Genomic DNA, 25217 nt, shown 5'->3' on the forward strand with positions numbered 1-25217 from the left:
CGACCTCCCGAATGTTGCTGGTGTGACTGAAGTTAACTCCCCTTACGGATGAGCGCTCGACCAGCGATTTTCGCCCATATTGGCTGGTGACTCGCCAGCGCGGCGTCCGGTTTAACTGCGCGAAGCCGTTAGACTTTCGAGCGATGTTCACCTCCCGAACACGCCGGGCGTGATGACCGAGCACCCGGAAAACGGCGTCGAGATCGGCTTGACGGGACGCCCGCCAAGGGCGATCCCCGAGCCGGCGCCGCGCACCTCGCACGGCCCGGCCAAGGTCGTCGCGATGTGCAACCAGAAGGGCGGCGTCGGGAAGACCACGTCGACCATCAACCTGGGCGCCGCGCTCGCCGAGTACGGCCGCCGGGTGCTGCTCGTGGACATGGACCCGCAGGGCGCCCTGTCCGCGGGCCTGGGCGTGCCGCACTACGAGCTGGAGAAGACCATCCACAACGTGCTCGTCGAACCGCGGGTGTCGATCGACGACGTGCTGCTCAAGACCCGGGTCAACCACATGGACCTGGTGCCCAGCAACATCGACCTGTCGGCCGCCGAGATCCAGCTCGTCAACGAAGTGGGCCGCGAGCAGACCCTGGGCCGCGCGCTGTACCCGGTGCTGGACCGCTACGACTACGTGCTGATCGACTGCCAGCCGTCGCTGGGCCTGCTCACCGTCAACGGGCTGGCCTGCGCCGACGGCGTCGTCATCCCCACCGAGTGCGAGTACTTCTCGCTGCGCGGCCTGGCGCTGCTCACCGACACCGTCGACAAGGTCCGCGACCGGCTCAACCCGAAGCTGGAGATCAGCGGCATCCTGCTCACCCGGTACGACCCGCGCACCGTCAACGCCCGCGAGGTCATGGCCCGCGTCGTGGAGCGCTTCGGCGACCTGGTGTTCGACACCGTGATCACCCGGACCGTCCGGTTCCCGGAGACCAGCGTGGCGGGCGAACCGATCACCACCTGGGCGCCCCGGTCGACCGGCGCCATCGCCTACCGCGCGCTGGCCCGCGAGTTCATCCACCGATTCGGCGCGTGAACTCAACCGCCAACGGTGAGGCGCCACCCCAGACCGGCTTTCAGGTCCGCCTCACGAACTTCGAGGGGCCGTTCGATCTGCTGCTGCAGCTGATCTTCGCCCATCGCCTCGACGTCACCGAGGTCGCGCTGCACCAGGTCACCGACGACTTCATCGCCTATACCAAGGAGATCGGTTCCCAGCTGGGGCTGGAGGAGACCACCGCGTTCCTGGTGATCGCCGCGACGCTGCTCGACCTCAAGGCCGCGCGCCTGCTGCCGGCCGGGCAGATCGACGACGAAGAGGACCTGGCGCTGCTCGAGGTGCGCGACCTGCTGTTCGCCCGGCTGCTGCAGTACCGGGCGTTCAAGCACGTCGCGGAGATGTTCGCCGAGCTGGAGGCCGCCGCCCTGCGCAGCTATCCGCGCGCGGTGTCGCTGGAGGACCGGTTCACCGAGCTGCTCCCGGAGGTGATGCTCGGCGTCGACGCCGAACGGTTCGCCCAGATCGCCGCGGTCGCGTTCACCCCGCGGCCGGTACCGACGGTGTCCCTCGGACACCTGCACGAGCTGGCGGTCTCGGTTCCCGAGCAGGCCAAGAAGTTGCTGGAGATCCTCGAGGCCCGCGGCAGCGGCCACTGGGCGACGTTTTCGGAGCTGGTCGCCGACTGCGAGGCGCCGATCGAGGTGGTCGGGCGCTTCCTCGCGCTGCTCGAGCTGTATCGGAGCCGGACGGTAGCATTCGACCAGTCAGAGCCGCTTGGCGTGCTCCAAATTTCGTGGACCGGCGAACGGCCGGCAGAAGTGCGTGACGAATGACTGAAGAGTTGCCCGAAGAGCTGCCCGAAATCGATCTGGGGATCGAGATCGCCGACGCGGCGCCGATGGACGCCGACGAACTCGGCTCCGTGCTGGAGGCGCTGTTGCTGGTGGTGGACACCCCGGTCACCGTCGAGGCGCTGGGCTCGGCCACCGGGCAACCCGTCTACCGGATCGCGGCCAAGCTGCAGCAGATGTCCGAGGAACTCGCCGAGCGCGACAGCGGCATCGATCTGCGGCAAAACAGCGAGGGCTGGCGGATGTACACCCGGGCCCGCTATGCGCCCTACGTGGAGAAGCTGCTGCTGGACGGCGCGCGATCCAAGCTCACCCGCGCCGCGCTGGAGACGCTGGCCGTGGTCGCCTACCGCCAGCCCGTGACCCGCGCGCGGGTCAGCGCCGTGCGCGGCGTCAACGTCGACGCCGTTATGCGCACCCTGCTCGCCCGCGGCCTGATCACCGAGGCCGGCGTCGACGACGACACCGGGGCGACGACGTTCGCCACCACCGAGCTGTTCCTGGAGCGCCTGGGGCTGACGTCGCTGGCCGACCTTCCCGACATCGCGCCGCTGCTGCCCGACGTCGACACGATCGAGGACCTCAGCGAATCCCTGGACAGCGAGCCACGTTTCATCAAACTCGCGGGCGGTTCGGCCTCCGAGCAGTCGCTGTCCTTCGATGTGGACAAGGATTGATGGCCGAAACTGAAGGGGTCCGGCTGCAAAAAGTCTTGTCCCAGGCCGGAATTGCCTCGCGGCGGGCGGCCGAGAAGCTGATCATCGACGGCCGCGTCGAGGTGGACGGGCAGGTGGTGACCGAGCTCGGGACGCGGGTCGACCCGGACGCCTCGGTGATCCGCGTCGACGGGGCGCGGGTCGTCGTCGACGACTCGCTGGTGTACCTGGCGCTGAATAAGCCGCGTGGCATGCACTCGACCATGTCCGACGAACGCGGCCGGCCGTGCATCGGCGACCTGATCCAGCGCCGGGTGCGGGGGAACAAGAACCTGTTTCACGTCGGGCGGCTGGACGCCGACACCGAGGGGCTGATCCTGCTGACCAACGACGGCGAACTGGCGCACCGGTTGATGCATCCCTCCCACGAGGTGCCCAAGACCTACCTCGCGACCGTGACGGGAACGATGCCGCGCGGGCTGGGCAAGCGGCTGCGCGCCGGAATCGAGCTGGATGACGGGGTCGCGCGCGTCGACGACTTCGCCGTGGTCGACGCCATCCCGGGTAAGACGCTGGTGCGCTTGACATTGCACGAGGGGCGCAACCGCATCGTGCGCCGCCTGCTCGGGGCCGCCGGCTTCCCGGTGGAGGCGCTGGTGCGCACCGACATCGGCGCGGTGACGCTGGGCGAGCAGCGCCCGGGCAGCATCCGGGCGTTGCGGCGCGACGAGGTCGGTGCGCTCTACAAGGCGGTCGGGCTGTGATGGGCGTCGTGGTGGCTATCGACGGCCCCGCGGGCACCGGGAAGTCTTCGGTGTCAAAGGGTTTGGCGCGGGCGCTGGGCGCCCGCTACCTGGACACCGGGGCGATGTACCGGATCGTGACGCTGGCGGTCCTGCGCGCCGGGGTCGACCCGACCGACGCCGACGCCGTCGCGGCCTTTGCTTCGACGGTGCCGCTGTCGGTGGACCATGAGCACTACTTTCTTGCCGGAGAGGATGTTTCGGTAGAGATCCGCGGCGACGAGGTGACCCGCGCGGTGTCGGCGGTGTCGGCGGTGCCGGCCGTTCGCGCCCGGCTGGTGGGGTTGCAGCGGGCCTTGGCGGAGGGGACTGGCAGCGTCGTCGTGGAGGGCCGCGACATCGGCACCGTGGTGTTGCCCGACGCGCCGGTGAAGATTTTCTTGACCGCCTCGGCCGAGACGCGGGCGCGACGCCGCAACGACCAGAACGTCGCGTCGGGGCTGGCCGACGACTACGAGGGGGTGCTGGCCGACGTGCGCCGCCGCGACCATCTGGACTCGACCCGGGCGGTGTCGCCGCTGCGCGCGGCCGCCGACGCGGTGGTCGTCGACACTAGCGACATGACCGAGGCGCAGGTGATCGGCCACCTGCTCGAGCTGGTGCGGCAGAAGAGCGGGGCGGTGCGATGACTCAGGACGGCACCTGGGCCGACGAAAGCGATTGGGAGGTAAGCGATTCCGGGCTCTCGGATGTCGACGAGGCCGGGCCCGCGCCCGTCGTCGCCGTGGTGGGCCGGCCCAACGTCGGCAAGTCGACGCTGGTGAACCGGATCCTCGGGCGGCGCGAGGCGGTGGTGCAGGACGTCCCGGGCGTCACGCGCGACCGGGTGTCCTACGACGCGCTGTGGACCGGGCGCCGGTTCGTCGTGCAGGACACCGGGGGATGGGAGCCCGACGCCAAGGGCCTGCAGCAGCTGGTGGCCGAGCAGGCGTCGGTGGCCATGCGCACCGCCGACGCGGTGATCCTGGTGGTCGACGCCACCGTCGGCGCCACCGCGGCCGACGAGGCCGCCGCCCGCATCCTGCTGCGCTCGGGCAAGCCGGTCTTCTTGGCCGCCAACAAGGTTGACAGCGAGAGGGGCGAGGCCGACGCCGCCGCGTTGTGGTCGCTCGGGCTCGGTGAGCCGCACGCTGTCAGCGCGATGCACGGCCGCGGCGTCGCCGATCTGCTCGACGAGGTGCTCGCCAAGCTGCCCGCGGTGTCCGAGGCGGCGCCGACGGCGGGCGGACCGCGGCGGGTGGCGCTGGTCGGCAAGCCCAATGTGGGCAAGAGCTCGTTGCTGAACAAGCTTGCGGGAGATCAGCGTTCGGTGGTGCACGACGTCGCCGGCACGACCGTGGACCCGGTGGACTCGCTCATCGAACTGAGCGGCAAGCTGTGGCGGTTCGTCGACACCGCCGGACTGCGCCGCAAGGTGGGTCAGGCCAGCGGGCACGAGTTCTATGCCTCGGTGCGCACGCACTCGGCCATCGACGCGGCCGAGGTGGTGGTCGTGCTGATCGACGCCGCCGAGACGTTGACCGAACAGGATCAGCGGGTGCTGTCGATGGTGATCGAGGCCGGGCGCGCGCTGGTGCTGGCCTTCAACAAGTGGGACCTGGTCGACGAGGATCGACGGGATCTGTTGGAGCGCGAGATCGACCGCGAACTTGCGCAACTGCGCTGGGCACAGCGGGTCAACATCTCCGCCAAGACCGGCCGCGCGGTGCAGAAGCTGGTGCCGGCCATGGAGACCGCGCTGGAATCCTGGGACAAGCGGATCTCCACCGGCCAGCTGAACACCTGGATCAAGGAGGTCGTGGCGGCCACGCCGCCCCCGGTGCGTGGCGGAAAGCAGCCGCGCATTCTGTTCGCCACCCAGGCCACCGCCCGCCCGCCGACGTTCGTGCTGTTCACCACTGGGTTCCTGGAGGCCGGCTACCGGCGGTTTCTGGAGCGGCGGCTACGGGAGACGTTCGGGTTCGAGGGTTCGCCGATCCGGATCAACGTGCGGGTGCGCGAGAAGCGGGGAGCCAAGCGGCGCTGAGCGGCGTTCCGGCCGGGTGGTGCGAGTCGCACCTGTCACATGCGCCCCGTCGCGGAGGGCAATAGGCGACGTGCCCGCCTCGCAGCGACAACTACGCGCGCGCCACGGTGGTCGGCCCGCTCAATTTCCCGCAATGCAGTCAATGACGCCTACATCACAGGAGTAAGTGGTTGATTTCCAGCCATAGCTGGCACTAGCGTCTCTCGTATATCGGGTTGAAATACCCGCATTGTAGGAATTACGGAGACAGCGATGAAGCTGTTCAGCGTTGAGGACAAGTCGATCCTGATTACTGGCGCGACGGGCGCCCTCGGCAGCGCCGCGGCCCGGGCACTGTCCGAGGCGGGCGCGCGGCTGACACTGGCCGGAGGCAACGCCACGAGACTGGCCGAACTCGGCATCGACAATGCCGACGTGGTTGCCCGACGCCCCGAAAGCCCCGCCGACGCCCAAGCCATAGTGGAGGCGGCCGTCGCGCGGCACGGCCGCCTCGACGGGGTCCTGGTGGCCTCGGGTATGAACCACGTCGCGCCCATCACCGAGATGGCGGTCGAGGACTACGACAAGGTGATGGGCGCCAACGCCCGCGGGGCCTGGCTGGTGTGCCAGGCGGCCGGACGGGTGCTGTTGGAGCAGGGCCCCGGCGGCAGCGTCGTGCTCGTCTCCTCGGTACGGGGCTCCCTCGGCCACCCCGCGGGCTACAGCGCGTATTGCCCGTCGAAGGGCGCCACCGACCTGCTGGCCAAGAGCCTGGCCGCCGAGTGGGGTCCGAGCGGCATCCGCGTGAATGCGCTCGCCCCAACGGTTTTCCGGTCCGAGGTGACCGAGTGGATGTTCGCCGACGACGAGAAGGGCCGCCAGACCCGCGAGGCGATGTTCGCGCGAATCCCCTTGCGCCGCTTCGCCGAGCCGGACGACTTCATCGGCGCCCTGATTTATCTGCTCAGCGACGCGTCGAGCTTCTTCACCGGCCAGGTGATGTATCTCGACGGCGGCTACACCGCGTGTTGATCGAAAGGAAATCATGAGTATCAGTTGGCCTCTGGGTGACGCCGAGTCGAAGTTGGAGTTCTACGACCTGTCCCACCCGTGGGGGCACGGTGTGCCCGCGTGGCCGTACTTCGAGGACGTGAAGATCGAGCGGTTGCACAACATGGCCCGAAGCCGGGTGCTAACCCAAAAGGTCACCACCGTAATGCATTCCGGCACCCACATCGACGCGCCGGCACACGTCATCGAGGGCACGCCCTTTCTGCACGAGATCCCGTTGAGCGCGTTCTTCGGCACCGGCGTCGTCGTCTCGATCCCGAAGAAGAAGTGGGAGGTCGTCACCGCAGAGGACCTGGAGAAGGCCACGCCGCAGATCCGGCCCGGCGACATCGTCATCGTCAACACCGGCTGGCACCACACCTACGCCGACAGCGCCGAGTACTACGCTTACTCGCCGGGCTTCTACAAGGACGCGGGGGAGTGGTTCGCGGCCAAGGGCGTCAAGGCGGTCGGCACCGACACCCAGGCGCTGGATCACCCGATGGCCACCGCGATCGCCCCGCACGGACCGGCCGAACACACCGGTGGGCTATTGCCCTGGGCGGTAAGGGAATACGAGGAAGAGACCGGCCGCAAGGTGCTCAACGACTTCCCGGAGTGGGAGCCGTGCCACCGCGCGATCCTGTCGAAGGGCATCTACGGCTTCGAGAACGTCGGGGGAGACCTGGACAAGGTCAGCGGCAAGCGCGTCACCTTCGCCGCGTTCCCGTGGCGCTGGGTGGGCGGCGACGGCTGCATCGTGCGGCTGGTCGCGATCGTCGACCCCACCGGGACCTACCGCCTCGAGACCGGTGAGGCGGCGTGATGTCGGACGGCGGCATCCAGGTCATCGCGCGCGCGGCCGAGATGTTGCGGCTGCTGCAGGCGCACCCCGGCGGACTGAGCCAGGCCGAGATCGGCGAGCGGCTGGGCATGGCGCGCTCCACCGTCAGCCGGATCCTGGGGGCGCTGGACGACGAGGGCCTGGTGGCGTCGCGTGGGACGAGGGGCCCGTATCGACTCGGCCCCGAGATCGCGCGAATGGCCACCACTGTGCGGATGCGCGTGGTGATGGACGTGCACCCGTTCATGGAGGAGTTGTCGCGCGAGCTCGAGGAGACCGTCGACCTGTCGATCCTCGACGGCGATCGGGCGACGTTCGTCGATCAGGTCGTCTCACCGCACCGGCTGCGGGCGATCAGCGCCGTGGGGGAGTCGTTTCCTCTGCACTGCTGCGCCAACGGCAAAGCGCTGCTGGCCAATCTGCCGCCCGAGCAGCAGGCGCAGGTGCTGCCCAGCCGGCTGGCGCGGCTGACCGACAACACAATCACGACTCCCGCGGCGCTGCGCAAGGAACTCGAACGCGTTCGCGCCGACGGCATTGCGTATGACCGCGAGGAGCAGACCGAGGGCGTCTGCGCTGTGGGCGCGGTGCTGCCCGTGGGCGAGCAGGTGGTGTCGGTCAGTGTGCCCGTGCCGGCGCAGCGTTTCTATCGCCGGGAATCGGAGCTGGCGGACGCCCTACGGGCGTGGGTGGAGAAGACGCGCAGGTCGCTCGGGCATTAGTAAGGTGGCGGCTCGGCTGCGGTAGGCTGTCGACCTGCTGCCGGTGATTTAGGTGGCATGCGGGCTGTGGCGCAGTTTGGTAGCGCACTTGACTGGGGGTCAAGTGGTCGCAGGTTCAAATCCTGTCAGCCCGACGCAGGTCAGAGGCAGTATTTCCGCCGACGGACCTTTCGCCCCACCGGGCGTGTACGCCTATTAGGACGTCTACGCGCGGGTGTTCGTGTGTCTCGGTGAGTGTTCGTGTCGTCCTGCTGGATAGCCTTTCGAGAGTGCGTGGCTGCCGCCGATTTTGGAGATGGCAGTGGCTAGGTCGTCGGATGGCGGGGGTCAGAAGTTGGCGGCCGACTCTCATCTGTATGAGGAGACAACGCCGCGATTCGCACTAATTTCTTTATGCTTCAGCTAGTTTGGTCGGCTCAGCGGCGCGAATCGCCAGGGCGGCGAATACCGGGAAAAATCCGCGGCCGATCAGCGCATGGATGTCGCCTGATGACGTGGTCGGTATTGCAATCTCGGACACAACATCGATCGTATGCGCTGCGGGTCACGATGGTTTGAGGCTAGGTATTGAGTGTTTCGCGGAAGGCCACGTTGCGTTCCCTCAATGGACTAAATTGGCCTGCCCTCCAGGCTAGGCTGACGACTTCGGGCGACAACGCACGCAAGCAGAAGGGAGTCGACTGATGGACCTAACCGTAGAAGGCATTACCGACCTAGACCGAATGGAACTCGAGGGCAAGCTCAAGGAATACGGTGCCACGTTCACGGAGGCGCCCGGCGCCGAGCATGGAGCGGGCGATATGGGCATTTTCACGGTCGTCGTACCGCTCACCGCGATCGTCGCACCAGCAGTCGCGGGGATAGTCAAGGAATGGATCAAGAGCCGCAAGTCGATCACCACGGCCGAAGTTTGTGTCAACAAGGACGGCACCACACGAAAGGCAACAACGACCGACAAATCAAAGGTGGATGACATCCTTGATTGGACCGCTAATACGGGCCAGTGAGCGGGTTCACCCATCGTGTGACGAACCAGATTCGCGGCACCCCAATCGGTCCAGCACAAGCTCGACACTTTCTGGAGCATGGTTGGGCAACCGATCACCTGTGGCTGCTCAGGACGCTCCATGAGTTCGCGCACGTCTGTCTTAATCTGACTGCCGTCGGAGAAGCGCTTGCCATCGCCGAGTTGAAGCTAGACGGATCGCTTTACGGTCTATTGGCAGGTGGTGAGGTTGACCCGCGCCTCTTGGTGGCGGATCGTGACTCGCTGTCCTTTGTTTACGACCTGCTCGACCCGTGGTCTGAGGCGGTCGCGCTGATCACAGAATGGGATCTTGAACTCACCGCCGAGCAACCACTTGAATCACATGAATGGATGGCCGAGCTGGTGGGCTCGGACAATTACGACGCTCACCTATGGCGAGCACGGCTCTCGCCGCTAGGTGTCGCCAAGAAGGCCAACACGCTCGTCTCGTCGTACCTACGAAGTGGTCACCTACTCGGCCAATTGTTATCGCGGATGTCGATGGTGCTAGGAGATTCGCGGATCGACGAAGTTAGCAACGAGTTCCTGTACGCTATTTTCTCCAATGTCGACCTCGCACACGCAATCCTTGATCTTGCTGACGGCAACCAGTCAGCGGAGGCCGCCGGTTCCCGTCGAGATCGCGGGACACGCGCCTTTAGCGATGCTGTCTGGCTAGCGTTCGACCAACTAAGCAACGGACCGTCAACCGAATACAGACTGCGCTGGCAGAGCGGGACAGAGGGACTCATCCAGCGTATGGAATCGCTGAGCGCTGAATACCGCAAGCCAATCACATTCGCTCCGACTTTGGCCAACATCGACATCGAGGGTGCGGGAAAGGCAATCGCCAGCATGGCGTACTCCCTGCGGCGAGTAGTTGGCCTGGGAACCGTCTCAGTCGACCTCTTGAGCAGCGGCACACGGGTCTTGTGCATGGCCGACGGCGAGGAGGTCTTCGCCTTCAACAGCGGGGTGGACTTAAAGGGTTCTCGTTACGGCACCATTGAGCGGAGTTTCTGCGCTCTTTGTGGACCAAGGGCCAAGGGCATCCGAGTCTTGTCCGATACGGGCAGGATTCTGCACGCCCACAGCGACGACGATCACCTCACCGACGCCTTCCGCCGTGCCCGTATCGCCACCAACGTCATCCAGTCCGGCCAGTCAGTCGCCGACATCTTGACCGCGGCGAACGCAGACCGCCCAGTGGATGCGCAGTCCCGTCGAGGGGTCGCGGCCGATTTTGTGAAAGCAGCCCTGGAAGGACATATCGCGGACATCTCCCTCGATCTCGGCAGTCTGAGGTCCTGTGGGATAGGCGAAGCGCTCGACCGCAACCTTGATCTGGTCGATGTGCTGGGTAGCCTCTCCAACGAGACAAGTGCCACCCGGACTCCCAAGGGCAAAGCGTTCCTGCCGGCGGGGCTGTCCGCGACCGACGCTGAGATCGCCGACCTCAACACGCGGTTGCGAAACGCGACCGGCATTCCGCTCGTCTTGCGCATAGAGCCCGCCTTGATTGTCGCATGGTAATTCGCCGAACGAATTCGCGACCCGTGGAGAGGCTGGGCCGCATGGTGTCCCCCCGGATGGCCATGAAAAGAATGCTCGGGCATCCTTTCCGCCGCGACAGCAAGCCGAGCGTCTTTTTCGCCCTTAAACTCATTTAGGATGATGTCCTAAGCGGGGAATCCGCTTGCCGAGTTAGGACAATTTGGCTGTTCGGGCGCGTTCCGTGCGGCCGTGATCGTCGAAAACTTGCCGAAGCTAGGTCGCACCGTCGCGGGGCTGAGTTCGAATATCGCACGGTGACCAACCACGGCGGACGGTTCATGCTGAAGGTTGACCTCGATCCCACTACGGTCTCCACAACCGCACCCGGGATGCAGTTGTGCACGTTCAACTTCATCGACGGGGCATTCATGGGGAACCAGCGGACACATCTATCGACAGCGTTCCGCATTCACTATGGCGACCCGGCGCTACCCGGGTCCATCAATCACCCGGATTTCCCACGCTTAACCCGGCCCAAACCTACGACTCGACAACGGTTTCGCCTTTGGAACTCAATAGCAGCGGCCCATGGCTGTTCCAGCTCGTGTCAAATACGTCAGGATCGCCGGTCCTTGTAGCGTGCACTGTAGAGTCTCCCGGCATATTCCCTCGTATGCCGGCGGACAATGACCATCATGGACTCTGAACTGAAACGCTGGCTGGACGCGGGCAAGCACTTCGACTACCTCGGCTTCGAGGTCTTCTACCGCGTCGAGGGCAGCGGGCCTCCGCTGCTGCTCATCCACGGTTACCCGTTCAATTCTTTTGACTGGGCTCCGATCTGGCCCACACTGACGAAACGCTTCACCGTTATCGCACCGGACATGATGGGCATGGGCTTCTCCGCCAAACCGGCAAACTACCAATACTCGGTCCACGACCACGCCGACATGCACGAAGCGCTGCTGGCCCAGCTGAAAATCGAACACGCCCACATCCTCGCCCACGACATCGGCGACTCCGTCGGCCAGGAACTGTTGGCCCGCCACGAGTTCGGCCAGCAAACCTACGGCCAATGGCGCATCGACTCGATCACCTGGCTCAACGGCGGCATGTTCATCGAGGCCTACACACCCAGGGCGGCGCAGAAGCTGATGTCGGGCACCCCGCTGGGCGACCTGTTCAGCCCTGTGCAGGGCAGCCCGCTGGCACGACGACTGCTCGAGCCGACAATGCGCGAGATGTTCGGCCCCAACACCAAACCGACCCCGCACATGATGAGCGTGTTCAACCAGATCCTGGACTACAACGACGGCCGGCGGGTGCTGCACAAAGTCGGCCGGTTCATCAACGACCGCTACACGCACCGCAATCGGTGGGTGCGCGCCATGCGGCAGACAACGGTCCCGATGCGGTTGATCGACGGGCCGATCGACCCCAACTCCGGGGCGCACATGGCGCGCCGCTACGCCGAGGTGATCCCCGACGCCGATGTGGTGATGCTCGCCGACGACATCGGGCACTGGCCGCAACTCGAGGCGCCCGAGGAAGTGCTACGGCACTTCCTCGCGCACATCGACCGCGTCACCGCTGGGTAACTCAACGGGCAACCGTTGCCCGCCCCAACTCCACGGGCAATTCCTTCAGCCCGCGCAGCAGGGTGCTGTCGTTCGGGACCGGCTCGCCGGCGAGGGCTAGCTGCGGGAAGCGTTCGAACAGCGCCTGCAGGCCGATCTGCAGTTCCATGCGCGCGAGCGACGCGCCGAGGCAGGCATGGATGCCACTGCCGAAGGCGATGTGGTCACGGGCGTTGGCACGGGTCGTGTCGAATTCGTTGGGACGCTCGAAGACGGCCGGATCCCGATTGGCCCCGCCAGTAAGAAGGAAGATCGCCGAGCCTTCCTGCAAGGTATTTCCGTCGATCTCAACCGTCTTGGTGGCCACCCTCGCCGCGATATGCGCGACCGAGTCGTAGCGCAGCACCTCCTCGACCGCGTTCGGCCAGCCCTCCGGATGCTCCAGGAGCCGGGTGAGCTGATCGCGATGCCCGACGAGCGCCACCACCGCATTGCCGAACGCGTACGTGGTGGTGATGAACCCGGCGCCCAGCAGTAGCCCCGCGAACATCCGGACCTCGGTCTCGGTGAGATTGCTGTCCTCCAAAACCGCCGACAGGATGCTTTCGCCTGCACCGCCCCGACGCAGCCGCTCGATGTGGGCCGCGAGGTAGATTTCGAACTCGCGCAATGCCTCGACGGCGGTCCGGTACTCGCGCCACGACGGGGACGTGCTGTTGAGAATCTTGGTGCCGGGCTCGGCGAATGATTGCAAGTGTGGCGCCTCGTCGCGAGGAATGCCCAGCATCTCGACGATGACTTCGATGGGGATTTGAGACGCGTAGGCGGCGATCAAATCGCATTGGGTGTTGGCTTCAAGATCGTCAAGCAGGCTGTCGGCGATCTCCTGGATGCGGTCACGAAGTCGGTCAATCGCCCGGGGAGTAAATGCCCGCGACACCAAGCGTCGTAACCGCGCATGCTCGGGCGGATCGGCGACAAGCAGCGACGGTGGTTCCACGCCATTCAGCACGCCGGGATTGGTTTTCGCGAACATCCGCTGAATGACGGGATACGGCGACCGGTCCCGCGGTTTCGAGGTCCGGAACCGGTCGTCACGCAGCACGTCACGAACAATCTGCGCGTCGGCGGTGACCCACCCGCCGACCACCGCCGAGATACGTCCCCGTCGGCGAATCTGCTCAACGAGGCGATCCACGTCGCCGGGCTGGCCGCCATCGATTAACAGCTGGGAAAAAGGATCGCCGTGGCGCGCGAGCATTTTCAGCGTCCAACGCGGCAGCCCATATCCCAACAGCCAATGCACCCGGGTTTTAATGTCGGCTTTCATATTCGCCCCTGCCTTCGGCTACCGATGAGGCTAGCGTTTACCGGGCAGCGATACGCGCCAAAGAAACGTGGCGGGATCTGGCGGATCACACAATGGCCGCAGGAGCCGGTTACGCTCACCCTCGTGGCCGCCGGATATATCAGGGCTAGCGACACTGACCGCGACGAGACCGCTCGTGTGCTGGACGCGGCGCTGAGCGACGGCCAGCTGTCGATGGAGGAGTATCGCCAACGGGTAAGCGCCGCAAGCAAAGCAACCACCGTCGGCGAGCTCAAGTCGCTCGTGGAGGACCTCCAAATCCACAGCGCCCCAGCCCAACCCGCGAAGCTGGCCAGTCGACGGGGCATCCTCGTCGCCGGGGCCGCGGTATTGGGGCTGGCGGCCCTCGGTGTCGGCTGGAAAGTGCTGGGCGGCATGGCTTCGCAAACCGCCTCGCCCCAAACCGCCACGCCCAGCGCCACGAGCCCCGCCGCGATCACCCCGACGACGTCACCGCCACCGCCACCCATACAACTGCAGACGGTCGACGGCCTGACAGGGTTACTGGCGCAAATGCGCAAAGAGATCGGCGACACCATCGGCTACCGGCTGGTGGTCTACCCCGATCACGCGGACCTCGACCGCCCCGACCCGCAAGACGCTCACAATTCGGTGACCTACCACTACGACGACCACGATTGGCTCAAGCAGGGCGCCAGCGCCATTCCTTCCACAACGGCCGCGGCCGACTTGAGTAAGTTCAACGTGCAGGAAGTGGTCAACGTAATGCGCGGGGCGCCCCACAGCCTCAATTTCAACAAGGTCGACACCACCTACCTGATGGTCGAATCAGCCAGGGACGGCAAACTGGTCCTGTCGATCTACGTGTCGAAAGACCGCGACACCGGCGATATCGCGCTCAACGCCGACGGCGCAGTCCAGTGGATCAACCCGCCCAAGAGCTGATCCGACGGCTTGCCCACGCTTTAGGATCTTGCCGTGGCCACCGCAAACACCCGGGCTACCGACAGCAACCGCGTCGACACCTGCCAGCTACTGGATTCAGCGCTGAGCGACGGCCAGCTGTCGATGGAGGAGCACCGCCTGCGGGTGAGCGCAGCGACCAACGCCACCACCCTTGGCGAGCTGCAGTCGCTGGTGTCCGACCTGCAGATCCGCCGCGCCGCGCCCCAATTCCCAAACCTGAAATCGCTCGCCGACGACCGGCGGGTACGGATCGCCGTCCTCCTGGTGGTGGCACTACTGGGCGTCGGCATCGCCTGGGGTCTCTACGGCGGCACGCGTGACTCAACGGCCGATCGAGCCCAGCCAGCCGTCGCGAGTCCGGTGGCAGTCGCGCCCCAGCCGCCAACAGAGGCACCAACCGTCGCACCGCCGCAATCATCGACTCCGCCACCGGCACCAGAACAACTGATGACGGTGGGAGGGCTGTCGGACCTAGTCGCACAAATTCGGACGAAGTTTGGTGACACCATGGGCTATGAGCTGCTGGTCGATCCCGAGCGCGCCTCCATCATTCGTCCCGACTCGGTAAACGCCCACAAGACCGTGGAATTCACATACACGAATGGCCTTTGGAGCAGCAGCAGCAGCGCCAGCAAGCCGATGGACACGACCGTCGGCGACATCGGTAAGTTCGACGTCCAAGCCGTAATCAGCGCGCTTCGCGCGGCGCCCCAGACCCTGCACATTGACGGCGGCCACCCTGAGTACATCAGCATTCAATCCGCCCAAGACGGGACCTTGCGCATCGAGCTCTACATCTCCAACGGTCAGACCGAGCGCTATCTCATGGTCAACGCCGACGGTAGTGTCCGGCCGGACTTCTGATCGGGCCGCCGTACTGACGGTGCTCGCGCTAGTTGCGCGCTCGCGACTGCGCCATGCACGGGTCGGCGAGCTCCCAGATGTTGGACTGCAAGGCAATTAAGCCCCGCTTCAGAGTAAGGTGGTGGGCGCGGTTGGGAGACGCGAAAAGGCACCCCCTGGTGTATTGCAGATCGACGGCCAGATGGCATCGGATTTCAAGTCTGGCTGCACGAAGGATCAGAGCGTCTCAGTAAATCCCTGCCACAGGAAGAATTCATGCCCACCGTCGAGGCGCAGCTCCGCCAGGACTTGCGCAACTACGCCGTCGAATTATGGCAACTTGCCTACACGCTGCCCGGAGGTCTAGGCGAGCACGATCTGCTCGGATTGTCCGGTCGGATGCGCGCTACCGCCGATCAAGCGAAACGTCAGCGGAGTGGTGACGATGGCTGACCGCGTCATGAGGGGCAGCCGCCTCGGCGCCTTGAGCTACGAGGTGGACCGCAACCATGACCTGGCAGCGCGCAAAATCGCGCGGTACCGCACCGGGAATGGCGACGAATTCGACATGCCCTTTGCCGCCGACGCCGACGTCCCCGGGACCTGGCTGTGCCGCAATGGGATGGAGGGCACCCTGATAGAGGGTGCCGACTTGGCCAAACCCAAGCAGGTCAAGGTTCCGCGCACCCATTGGGACATGCTGCGGGAACGCCGCTCGATCGAGGAACTCGAGGAACTGCTCAACGAACGCCTCGAGGTCATCAAGTCACGCCGCCGCGGCGGGTAGTTGCAAATCTCGTTGTCGACGAGTTCGCCGATAATGAGGGGATCGGAAACACAGATCCGTTGGCGCACGAATGGAACCGATCTGGCCGACATGTCGCAACGATCCGCCGTCGTCGCACCGGCCATGGACATCGGGCAGTGGCCCTCGACGGCGATAGCGAGCGCACACCTCGCCAAGAACGCTTGCGGCCGGTGCCAGTCACCGCACGTCAGCGCGTCGCTGGCAGCGTCGGCCGATCGCCGCACGTCGGCATCAAAAACGCCCCCGGCAGCCGGCTTCATGACTACCGAGGGCTAAGCGACCAAACAGCCCCGGGACCGCTTCGCGCCTAACATGCGCGTACCCATCGCCGGATATGTGAAACACGAGTTATCGGAATAGACGGAATCGCTTCTCTCCCTTTGCAATCGCCGCGTTGCGGCATGCGGAGTCGACGGGTCATAGATCCGCGAAGCCTCCGCTGGAGGTCACCATCGGGTGCCAAACACGTCGGCGCCGTCGTGTCGTCGGCGTATGGCGTGCTACGGTCAGCACCCACGGCAGAGAGCCGATTTAGGCAGGTACTCGAAACAGAATGGCTCAGCCGTCCACCGGGGCAGCAGGCTCCGGGCAGGCCGCCGTGCCGCCCGACTCCGACGACGAGGGCGACCGCGGCAGCCGCACAAGCCGTGCGGCCGTATCGGCGACCGCAGTCGAAAGATCGATCGCGGACCGATGCCGCCGTTCGGTTTGGTTGATGAAACAGCTTTCTCCCTTACCGGACCTCGCGCCGATCCTCGCCTCTCGCGCGTAGACAACCACCAGAGATCGGACGTGACCCACGTTGCTGCGGTTCGTAAACCTTTCGTGCCCGCACGTCTCTATGCGGGCACCGCGCCACCGCGCCCGAATCGCGGTGAGATTCGATGGCCATCACCGAGGTAGCTGAATACGCCCATCTGAGCGACGCGGACCTCGAGGAGCTCGCGGCGGCGTTGGAAGCGATCCGTCGCGATATCGAGGTTTCGCGCGGCGCCAAGGATCGGGCATACATCATGCGCGCCATAGCTTTTCAGCGATGCCTCGAGATCATGGCGAGGCTGGCGATCGCCGGGAGCAAAGGCAAGTTGGGCTGGTCCGTCGGAACCGCCGCCCTTGCCGCGGCCAAGTGCATTGAGAACATGGAACTCGGCCACAACATCAGCCACGGCCAATGGGATTGGATGAACGATCCGGAGATCCATTCCAGTACCTGGGAGTGGGACATGGCCGGGCTGACGTCGCAGTGGCGGCACTCCCACAACTACCGACACCACTTCTACTCAAACGTCGTCGGTGTGGACAACGATCTCGGATTCGGGGTTATGCGGGTCACTCGGGACCAGGAATGGCGGCCGAGCACCTTGCTGCAGCCGTTGCGCGCGGTGCTGCTGGCGCTCGCCTTCGAATGGGGCGTCGCAGTCCACGGCTTGTGGTCAGTTCAGGATCGCGAAACGACAGATGCCGGTAAAGCCGCTCACACAAGGGCGCTCATTCGCAAGATGGTTCGGCAGGCCGGCAAGGACTATGTTCTGTTTCCCGCGCTGAGTCGCCGGGGATGGCGGCGCACCCTCGGGGCCAACGTGGTCGCCAACGGACTGCGCAACGTGTGGGCGTGCGTAGTGATCGTCTGCGGTCACTTCACGGACGGAGCCGAAAAGTTCACCCCCTCAGTGCTGGAAGACGAGACCAAGCCCGAGTGGTATCTCCGGCAAATGTTGGGAACCGCGAACTTCCGAGCCGGGCCAGCGATGGCGTTCATGAGCGGGAATCTCTGCTACCAAATCGAACACCACCTCTTCCCGGATCTGCCGAGCAATCGGTACCCAGAGATCGCCGGACGGGTGCGCGCTTTGTGCGTTACCTACGACCTGCCGTACACGACCGGCCCGTTGCTTCGCCAGTACCTGCTCACCCTGCGCACGATCTGCAAATTGGCGCTTCCGGACCGGCTTCTTTCCGCTACCTGCGACGACGCACCAGAGACCGCATCCGAGGACAGATTCCGCAATGTTGCCAAAAGGTCGCCCTCGTCAGGCATCGGGAGCGGCCGGCAGCGGCGCGGACTGGCGACGGCAATACTCGCCCGCAGTAACAGGAATCGGCTCGCTCGTCGCTCTTCGCGCTCGTGATGGGTTACAGCTCAATCAGATTCGGCGTTGAGCCGGCGACGGTTTCCTCCGGATCGGGCATCACGGGAGAGCCGCGCTCGCCAAACGCCGCAACTGGTGGAAGGGTGGGGGAATGAGGTCCCCGCCGAGGGCCTCGGGCACTTCCGCAGCCCGAGCCCTGTTCGGCTAAATGTGGCGATTCACGAGGAGTTCCTCGCCGCCGTCGACGGTCGGCGCGGGGTAGCGGCCGCAGACCGGCTGTGCGAGGCCTGCGTGGTTCTCCTCGACGTCGACGCAGCGGCGATTTCACTCGTCTTCGACGGCGCGAGCAGCGGGACGCTGGGCGCCAGCGGCGCACCCGCACGCACGTACGACGAGCTGCAGTTCACCCTCGGCGAGGGACCATGCCTGGACTCTGTCGCGCGGCGGAGTCCAATCCTGGCCGTGGACCTCGCCGATCCGGAGGACGCTCGCTGGCCGGCCTACGGGCCTGCGATGTTGGCCCACCAGATCAGGGGCGTCTTCGCGATGCCCGTGGTCGTGGCCGGCGAATATGTCGGGGCCCTCGACCTTTTCCGCGCGCGGCCGGGCCAACTGATGGGCGACGACCTGTCCGGCGCGGTCGCCGCGGCTGAGCTCGCCGGCGTCCCGCTGCTGGACCTCATGGACGGCGACCTGCAGGCTGCGGTCGGCGACCCCAATAGCAGCGCCTGGGCCGAACTCAACACACTGAGTCGCGCGGAGGTCAGCCAGGCCACCGGCATGCTGGTCGCCCAGCTGGAGATTGAGCCGGCCGAGGCCCTGGTCCGGCTGCGCGCCCACGCTTACGCCACCGGCCGCAGCGCCACCGACGTCGCCCGCGACATCCTCGACTACCGACTGAAGCTCGAGGCGGACTGATGCGCGCCTGCCGGGCGGGAACAGTCCAGAAAGAAGGCAAACGTGATTGACACCCCTCGTGAAACCCGCGTGCTGAACGCCGTCGTCTCGCTCGTCGACAGCCTGCTCGACGACTTCGACGTCGTCGACCTGCTGACCCGGCTCACGGAGCGATGCGCTGAGCTGCTCGACGTCGAGGCCGCAGGAATTTTGCTCGCCGACCCACTACATCAGCTCCGCCTGCTGGCCGCCACCTCGGAGCAGGCCCGCGAACTCGAACTCTTCCAGCTACAAGCCGACCAAGGCCCATGTATGGATTGTTACGCCACCGGCCAAGTGGTCTCGGTCGCGGACCTCCAAACGGCACGAGAGCGGTGGCCGCGGTTCGTTCCCGCCGCGGTCGAGGCCGGCTTCGCCTCCGTGCACGCCGTCCCGATGCGCGCCGCCGGCATCGTGCTGGGCGCGCTCAACTTGTTCGGCAGCCTCCCCGGCGAGCTAAGCAATGCGGATCTGCTCGTCGGCCAGGCCCTGACGCACATCGCATGCGTCGCGATCCTCCAGGAACACCCACCCACGCCCGCCACCGTCACGCCGCAACTACGCTCGGCGCTGGCCAGTCGTGTCATCGTCGAGCAGGCCAAGGGCTTCCTGCACCACGCGCTTAACGTGTCCGTGGAGGAGGCGTTCACGGTGCTGCGGACGTACGCACGGGACCAGGGCGAACACCTGACCGACGTGTCGCGCAGATTAATCACCGACCGGTATTCCCGTCCGATGCTCGTGGGGGCGTTGGCCGAGCTGGCGCAGGCGCGGCCGCGGTAACGGGTTCAGCCCCGCCGTGCTCGGGCGCGCCGCGCGGCCTCCTCGACCAGCCGCTCGGCGACGGCGAACAGCTTGACGTTCTCGGCTTGGCTGATTTGGGTGAGCCTTTCAAAGGCGTCATCCGCGCTGCCGCCCGACCGGCTGCGGATGACGCCGATCGCCTGATCGATCACCGATCGGCTGTCCAACGCGCGCTGCAGTCGCAGTGTCCGTTCGTGCGCGTTGGCCAGCAACTGCGCGTTGTACACCGACACCGCGGCCGGCTTGGCGAACTGGGAACCCAACAGCACCGCGTGCTCGGCGAACGCGTCGCGGCTCTTGGCATAGGCATTGATCGAGCCGATCACCTGGTCGCCGACGATCAACGGCAGCGCCAGCGCGGAGTGCATGCGCATCCGGGCCACCCGGCCACCGAAGTGCGGCCAGCGACTGTCACTGCCCAGCGATCCGCTCACTGTGGGTCGCCGCGACTGCATACATGTGATGCAGGGTCCTTCCTTCAGTTCGTTGTACTGAACCGTGTCGATGTCGTGGACGAGGACCGCCGTCGCCGCCCACGTCTGGACGGTGGATATGCCCTGCTGCGGGTCGATCAATGCGACGCCCGCGCCGTCGGCACCCGGGATCGCCTGGGCCGCGAACTCTGCCACGTCCCGGAGGAGTTCAATTACCCCCTGGGCGCCGGCCACAATGCCGGCCACTCCTCGGAGCCCCGCATACAGTTCGGCCTCGTCCGCTACCCGCTGGGTAGGGGAGAGTTCTGGCAATGGCGGCACTCTGCGACCGGGCTGGGCGTCGAAGTCGGCCAACATCCCCTCCTCGCATACACCCCCGTGACCGACAAATCTACGCCGTCGCGTCCGAGAAAAGTCAGGTGACGAGCGCCAACGTGTGCGCGCGCCGCAGCTTCCCGGATGGCGTCTTGGGGATCATTCCCGGCTCGAGGACCACCACGTTGCGGGGCCGGACATCGACCTCGGCTACCACCTCGTGTGCCACCTGACGCTCGATGCGGCGCACCTCGACGGCGTCCTGCCAGCTGTTGGACTCCAGGGCGACGGCGAACGTCTCCCGCACGTGTCCCGCGTCCAGGCGCACCGCGACGGCAGAGCCCGGCCGGACGCCGGAAACGCGCGCGGCGGCACGTTCGATGTCGGCCGGGTAGATGTTGCGTCCGGCCATGATGATGACGTCCTTGACGCGGCCGCAGACCACGATGTGGCCGGCCTCGGTGAGGTAGCCGAGGTCACCGGTGTCATACCAACCCTGGTCGTCTTGCGCCGCGACGAAACCGCCGATCGTTTCATAGCCCAGCGTGACTGATTCGCCGCGTACCTCTATGACACCGACGCCCCGGGTGGGCAGGATGTTGCCATCTTCGTCGACGACGCGCGCCTGAAGGCCCTTCAGCAGGCGGCCAAGCGTGGCCAGTCGTCGGGTCTTGCCCTTGGTCGCCGGGACCGCTCGGTGCAGTAAGGAGAGTAGGTCGGCGTCGACTTCATCGACCACCAAGCCCGCGCCGCAGTCGGAGAACGACACCGCCACGGTCGTCTCGGCCATGCCGTAGGCCGGCAGGATCGCCTCCGGACGTAGCCCGAATGGCCTGCCGGCTTCGCAGAGGTCTTCGACGTCTGCGGGTTCGACCTGTTCGGCGCCCGACAGCGCCCAGCGCAGCGTGGATAGGTCGAACTGGCCGGGCTGGGCCAGTTTGCGAAGGCGCCTGGCGAACAGCTTGTAGGCGAAGTTGGGGGCGGCGGTCATGGTGCCCTTGTACTTGTCGATGAGCTTGGCCCACAGCAGCGTGTCGCGCAAGAAGTCCATCGGAGTGATCTGGACCAGCTCCGCGCCGAAATACATCGGCACGGTCAAGAAGCCGGTCATGCCCATGTCGTGGAAGAGAGGGAGCCAACTCACGATCACATCGGTATCGATGTCGACGTTTGCGCCGACGAACATCGCCTCCGCGTTGGAGACGACGTTGCGGTGCGTGATTCGTACGGCCTTGGGCGGCCCGGTGGAACCCGACGTCAACTGCAGCAGCGCGATGTCGTCGTCATCGGTCTCGACCGGATCGATCGGGCTGCTGCCGAGTAGCTGCTGGATTATCAACACTCGCATACCCAGCTCGGCCAGCAACGGCGCCGCGGCCATGAACGGGTCGGAGATGACAACCGCCTTGGCGCCGATCATCTTGATGACGGCGGTGGTCTCCTCGGCCCAGCGCTGCAGATCGGTGCGCGGAGTGGGCTGGTGGAGCATGGTGAGGCTGGCGCCGCGCATCCAGATGCCCTGCCCGGCCGGCGCGATCTCGGCTGGAGCACCGGCCAGCACGGGGACGGCGTCACCGCGGCCCACACCAGCGGCGGCCAAGCCACCCGCGATCCGTCGGGCTCGCTCGTGCACCTCACCCCAGGTATGACGGACGGGGCAATCCGGCTCCCCGGTGACCAGACCCCTCGAACTGGACCGGGCGGTGCCATACATGGTTTCGGTGAATTTACTCAAGACCGTCCCTTTGGCTCCGGCGCCGCGGCGCGGCGGTTGCACTGCGACGGTGAGCTGCGGCGCGCGGCTCGAGATTGCGCGCGCACCAACGCTGCCGATGCCGCTGTGGTAGGAGTCGTGCCCCGCCCGGGTAGGGAGCGATCGGCGACTGCGGCGGCAGGGCCTGCCCCTCTCACCCACGCAGGAGATGGTCCGTCACTCCGGGCGAAGCGAGGCGTCGAGCACTTCAGATCCCCCGAGGGCACACACTCACATGAACTCAGCCACCGAGGCGCGCCAATACCGCCGACGGGTGCGGCGATCAAAGTTCTGAGCAATGGATTCCGTCAAGGGCAGTCCGAAAGCCAACCATCAAACCGTCGGCTCGACCGAGTGTTCAGACACGCATCGGCGGGGACCTCTACAGATCGCCACCGGACGTATCCAGGAGGCTGCGGAATCAACCTTGCTATACGATACCGCAGGGGCCGCACTCAAGAAATCAAAAACTCCGCCGGCGTGCAAATACGGCATTTTCGCTAGCGTCAGTGTGCCGCAGAAATCTGAGAGCTCGCCGCGACATGCACGCCGTCGCAATGTATTCCATCGCCGAAATATTGCTCTCGGGGAACGCAGCCGAGTACCGCGGAAGTTCTTGCCCCCGGCAACTCGCGGCTCGTCTGATGGGCACGGGTGAGTACAAATGTGCCCACCGACGACGCGACGTTGACGGTCGCCAACTCCAGCGGGGCTCTCGAACGCGCGAATCATGTTGCAGTGCAATGTGATAACGATATAGATGCCGACCTTGAGTTGAGGGCTGCTTAGGCAGGAGTTGGTGGCCGTAGTTGGCGATCGACACATCACCGCGCAGTTCATTCTCGGAACGCTCACTTCCGAGGATCCGGCCGACGCCGAGCGCTTCGGTCACCTGCCGAGGATCGACTGGCATGTTGAACCGTTCAAACCACGCGGCACGACGGCTCGATGTGCACGCGTTCGTGTAGCGTCGATGATGTTGATTGCCCAGCCGGTTCGGGGCGAGGTCGGCCGGCCGCCGCCGCCTCGCGGAGCAGCAGCTCGCGCCGAACACGCCGGTGACCACCGTACATGTCGGGATCACCATGGACGTTTCGCCTGCCATTCTCTTCTCCCACGTGCCAACCGAACCGATCTTTACGCTTGGTTCCGCGCTGCGCTGGCTTGGGCATGACTGCCCGGCTCGCCGCTGCTCGCAGCCGATCGACGTGCTGCCGGTTTCCCTCTGGTTCCTACGGCGCAGGCATCCGCTCCCGATATATCCGCTGCAAGCCGTGCTCGTCGTCGATCTCACCGAGACCGCCGGGCCCCCGGCGCCCGTCCGCCGGCTCATCGAGGAGGTGAACCGATGCACCCGCGGCGAGACCATCCGGGTCCGCGCGGTGAGCCGGTTGAGATCCGCGCCCGCCGCGCCGACTGTCACGACAGCGGCAGTCCCGCCGAGCGGGCAAGTGCCGTTGCCGCTAAACGGTCCTGCTCGACGTCGGACAACTTGAATATGGCGATAAATCCGGCGTGGGAACCACCCCGGCCCACGTGACTACGCCACCAAGAACGGATATGACGATGATGCCGCTGGGCCGTCGATGGCAATAACAGACGTGGCGGCATTCGCTCACCTGAGCGAGGCGGACCTCGAGGCGCTTGGAGACGAACTGGACGCGATCCGCCGCGACGTCGAGGGTTCGCGCGGCGAAAAGGACAGCGCATACATCCGGCGCACCATCGCCTTCCAGCGATTCCTCGACGTCGCCGCGCGCCTAGCGATCGCCGGTACCCGCGGCAAGGTCGGTTGGACGCTCGGTACCGCCGGGCTCGCGGTCGCCAAGAGCGTGGAGAACATGGAGCTGGGTCACAACATCGGCCACGGTCAATGGGATTGGATGAACGACCCGGAAATCCATTCCAGTACGTGGGAGTGGGACATGGCCGGTGTCTCGTCGCAGTGGCGGTATTCGCACAACTATCGCCATCACATGTTCACCAATGTCGTCGGCGTGGACGACGACCTCGGCTTCGGCGTCCTGCGGGTCACCCGCGACCAGCAGTGGCGGCGGAGCAATCTGCTCCAGCCGTTACGAAACGTGTTGTTGGCCATCATGTTCGAATGGGGCATCGCGGCGCACGGCTTGCATTCGGAGCATGAGCGCGCGGACACCGGCGCCGAGAAGTCCGCGATAACCCGCGCGCTGATTCGCAAAATTGCCCGGCAGGCCGGCAAGGACTATGTATTCTTTCCCGCTCTGAGTCTTCGCCGATGGCGCCGCACACTCGCGGCGAACGTCGCCGCCAACCTGCTCCGCAACGTGTGGGCATACGCCGTGATCGCGTGCGGGCACTTCGCCGATGGTGCTGAGAAATTCACTCCCGCAGCCCTTGAGGGTGAGACGCGGCCCGAACGGTATCTGCGACAAATGCTGGGCACCGCGAACTTTGACGCCGGACCGACTTTGGCATTCCTCAGCGGAAATCTTTGCTACCAGATTGAGCATCACCTTTTTCCCGACCTGCCGAGTAACCGCTACGCGGAAATCGCCCAACGGGTTCGGGAGGTGTGCGCCGCCTACGGCCTGCCCTATACGACCGGACCGCTCATCCGCCAGTATCTGCTCACCTTCCGCACCATCTCCAAGCTGGCGCTTCCGGATCGCTTCTTGACCGCAACCTCTGACGACGCACCCGAAACTGCGTCGGAACATAAATTTCGCAAGTTCCACGCACCTCATGTGCCGAGCGACGTCACCGGTTCCCGGCGCCGGCGCGGATCGGTGACGGCGATCTGGCACCGGCAGATTCGGCGCCCCTCAAGGAAGTTCGTGCACGGGGGCCGCACTGCGCGGCGCGCACGGTCTGCCACATCGCGTGGGATACGCCCGGGTCCGCTCAAGCGGCAGTCGTCGCGCTAGAAA

24 protein-coding genes and 1 tRNA gene are annotated in these 25217 nt (G+C 65.6%); 21 read left to right on the forward strand and 4 right to left on the reverse strand.

The features are described from left to right. Positions 1–172: 172 nt before the first annotated feature. From AC5Y7V_RS26975 to AC5Y7V_RS27020, 10 genes are all read left to right on the forward strand, one after another. Complete coding sequence (locus AC5Y7V_RS26975; RefSeq protein ID WP_067010776.1) at positions 173–1036, forward strand: ParA family protein; 864 nt, start codon at positions 173–175, stop codon at positions 1034–1036. Next, complete coding sequence (locus tag AC5Y7V_RS26980) at positions 1033–1833, forward strand: segregation/condensation protein A (protein ID WP_499883105.1); 801 nt, start codon at positions 1033–1035, stop codon at positions 1831–1833. Before AC5Y7V_RS26975 ends, AC5Y7V_RS26980 begins: the two co-directional genes overlap by 4 nt. Further along, positions 1830–2528 (forward strand): SMC-Scp complex subunit ScpB, encoded by a 699-nt coding sequence (gene scpB / locus AC5Y7V_RS26985; RefSeq protein WP_499883106.1) that lies wholly within the window; start codon positions 1830–1832, stop codon positions 2526–2528. The genes AC5Y7V_RS26980 and scpB overlap by 4 nt, the downstream gene beginning before the upstream one ends. Beyond that, positions 2528–3271, forward strand: a complete 744-nt coding sequence (locus AC5Y7V_RS26990) for a pseudouridine synthase (RefSeq protein ID WP_499883107.1) — start codon at positions 2528–2530, stop codon at positions 3269–3271. Before scpB ends, AC5Y7V_RS26990 begins: the two co-directional genes overlap by 1 nt. Beyond that, entirely contained in the window at positions 3271–3939 is a 669-nt protein-coding gene (gene cmk, locus AC5Y7V_RS26995; protein ID WP_499883108.1) for a (d)CMP kinase, read from the forward strand. The genes AC5Y7V_RS26990 and cmk overlap by 1 nt, the downstream gene beginning before the upstream one ends. Continuing rightward, complete coding sequence (der, locus tag AC5Y7V_RS27000; protein WP_499883109.1) at positions 3936–5336, forward strand: ribosome biogenesis GTPase Der; 1401 nt, start codon at positions 3936–3938, stop codon at positions 5334–5336. The genes cmk and der overlap by 4 nt, the downstream gene beginning before the upstream one ends. Positions 5337–5588: 252 nt before the next feature. Further along, a complete protein-coding gene (locus AC5Y7V_RS27005; protein ID WP_499883110.1) occupies positions 5589–6347 on the forward strand; it encodes an SDR family NAD(P)-dependent oxidoreductase in 759 nt (252 codons plus the stop codon). 13 nt (positions 6348–6360) lie between these two features. Beyond that, a complete protein-coding gene (locus AC5Y7V_RS27010) occupies positions 6361–7191 on the forward strand; it encodes a cyclase family protein (protein WP_499883111.1) in 831 nt (276 codons plus the stop codon). Beyond that, positions 7191–7931 carry an IclR family transcriptional regulator gene (locus AC5Y7V_RS27015; RefSeq protein ID WP_499883112.1) on the forward strand — a complete coding sequence of 247 codons (741 nt, stop codon included), beginning with the start codon at positions 7191–7193 and terminating at the stop codon, positions 7929–7931. The genes AC5Y7V_RS27010 and AC5Y7V_RS27015 overlap by 1 nt, the downstream gene beginning before the upstream one ends. A 60-nt stretch (positions 7932–7991) precedes the next feature. Next, positions 7992–8065: transfer RNA gene (locus tag AC5Y7V_RS27020), tRNA-Pro, on the forward strand. A 257-nt stretch (positions 8066–8322) separates the two neighbouring features. Here the strand turns inward: AC5Y7V_RS27020 and AC5Y7V_RS27025 are convergent. Further along, a complete protein-coding gene (locus AC5Y7V_RS27025; protein WP_499883113.1) occupies positions 8323–8451 on the reverse strand; it encodes a hypothetical protein in 129 nt (42 codons plus the stop codon). A gap of 163 nt (positions 8452–8614) precedes the next feature. Here AC5Y7V_RS27025 and AC5Y7V_RS27030 point away from each other — a divergent pair, with 163 nt between their 5' ends. From AC5Y7V_RS27030 to AC5Y7V_RS27040, 3 genes are all read left to right on the forward strand, one after another. Next, complete coding sequence (locus tag AC5Y7V_RS27030) at positions 8615–8938, forward strand: hypothetical protein (protein ID WP_499883114.1); 324 nt, start codon at positions 8615–8617, stop codon at positions 8936–8938. Further along, positions 8935–10491 (forward strand): hypothetical protein, encoded by a 1557-nt coding sequence (locus tag AC5Y7V_RS27035; protein ID WP_499883115.1) that lies wholly within the window; start codon positions 8935–8937, stop codon positions 10489–10491. The genes AC5Y7V_RS27030 and AC5Y7V_RS27035 overlap by 4 nt, the downstream gene beginning before the upstream one ends. A 656-nt stretch (positions 10492–11147) precedes the next feature. Further along, positions 11148–12050: an alpha/beta fold hydrolase gene (locus tag AC5Y7V_RS27040; protein ID WP_499883116.1), complete on the forward strand. Its 903-nt coding sequence runs from the start codon at positions 11148–11150 to the stop codon at positions 12048–12050. Position 12051: 1 nt separating this feature from the next. Here AC5Y7V_RS27040 and AC5Y7V_RS27045 read toward each other — a convergent pair whose 3' ends face one another. Beyond that, positions 12052–13359 (reverse strand): cytochrome P450, encoded by a 1308-nt coding sequence (locus AC5Y7V_RS27045; RefSeq protein ID WP_499883117.1) that lies wholly within the window; start codon positions 13357–13359, stop codon positions 12052–12054. Positions 13360–13482: 123 nt separating this feature from the next. Between AC5Y7V_RS27045 and AC5Y7V_RS27050 the strand changes: the two genes are divergently transcribed. From AC5Y7V_RS27050 to AC5Y7V_RS27080, 7 genes are all read left to right on the forward strand, one after another. Continuing rightward, complete coding sequence (locus tag AC5Y7V_RS27050) at positions 13483–14304, forward strand: DUF1707 SHOCT-like domain-containing protein (RefSeq protein ID WP_499883118.1); 822 nt, start codon at positions 13483–13485, stop codon at positions 14302–14304. A gap of 33 nt (positions 14305–14337) precedes the next feature. Then, entirely contained in the window at positions 14338–15189 is an 852-nt protein-coding gene (locus AC5Y7V_RS27055) for a DUF1707 SHOCT-like domain-containing protein (RefSeq protein WP_499883119.1), read from the forward strand. A gap of 255 nt (positions 15190–15444) precedes the next feature. Next, the gene (locus tag AC5Y7V_RS27060; protein WP_499883120.1) at positions 15445–15621 is read left to right on the forward strand and encodes a hypothetical protein; all 177 of its coding nucleotides are present in this window, start codon (positions 15445–15447) and stop codon (positions 15619–15621) included. After that, positions 15614–15955, forward strand: a complete 342-nt coding sequence (locus AC5Y7V_RS27065; protein ID WP_499883121.1) for an RNA polymerase-binding protein RbpA — start codon at positions 15614–15616, stop codon at positions 15953–15955. The genes AC5Y7V_RS27060 and AC5Y7V_RS27065 overlap by 8 nt, the downstream gene beginning before the upstream one ends. Before the next feature lie 905 nt (positions 15956–16860). Beyond that, positions 16861–18105: a fatty acid desaturase family protein gene (locus tag AC5Y7V_RS27070; protein WP_499883122.1), complete on the forward strand. Its 1245-nt coding sequence runs from the start codon at positions 16861–16863 to the stop codon at positions 18103–18105. A gap of 171 nt (positions 18106–18276) precedes the next feature. Further along, positions 18277–18984 (forward strand): GAF and ANTAR domain-containing protein, encoded by a 708-nt coding sequence (locus AC5Y7V_RS27075; RefSeq protein WP_499883123.1) that lies wholly within the window; start codon positions 18277–18279, stop codon positions 18982–18984. Between the two features lie 42 nt (positions 18985–19026). Next, the gene (locus AC5Y7V_RS27080; protein WP_499883124.1) at positions 19027–19785 is read left to right on the forward strand and encodes an ANTAR domain-containing protein; all 759 of its coding nucleotides are present in this window, start codon (positions 19027–19029) and stop codon (positions 19783–19785) included. A gap of 5 nt (positions 19786–19790) precedes the next feature. Here the strand turns inward: AC5Y7V_RS27080 and AC5Y7V_RS27085 are convergent, their stop codons facing one another. Both AC5Y7V_RS27085 and AC5Y7V_RS27090 read right to left on the reverse strand, forming a co-directional pair. Then, a complete protein-coding gene (locus tag AC5Y7V_RS27085) occupies positions 19791–20594 on the reverse strand; it encodes a GAF and ANTAR domain-containing protein (RefSeq protein ID WP_499883125.1) in 804 nt (267 codons plus the stop codon). A gap of 61 nt (positions 20595–20655) precedes the next feature. Then, complete coding sequence (locus tag AC5Y7V_RS27090; RefSeq protein ID WP_499883126.1) at positions 20656–22290, reverse strand: fatty acyl-AMP ligase; 1635 nt, start codon at positions 22288–22290, stop codon at positions 20656–20658. 1604 nt (positions 22291–23894) lie between these two features. Here AC5Y7V_RS27090 and AC5Y7V_RS27095 point away from each other — a divergent pair. Continuing rightward, positions 23895–25214 (forward strand): fatty acid desaturase family protein, encoded by a 1320-nt coding sequence (locus tag AC5Y7V_RS27095; protein ID WP_499883127.1) that lies wholly within the window; start codon positions 23895–23897, stop codon positions 25212–25214. The last annotated feature ends 3 nt before the right edge of the window (positions 25215–25217 follow it).

Source organism: Mycobacterium sp. NGS34 (assembly GCF_059812845.1).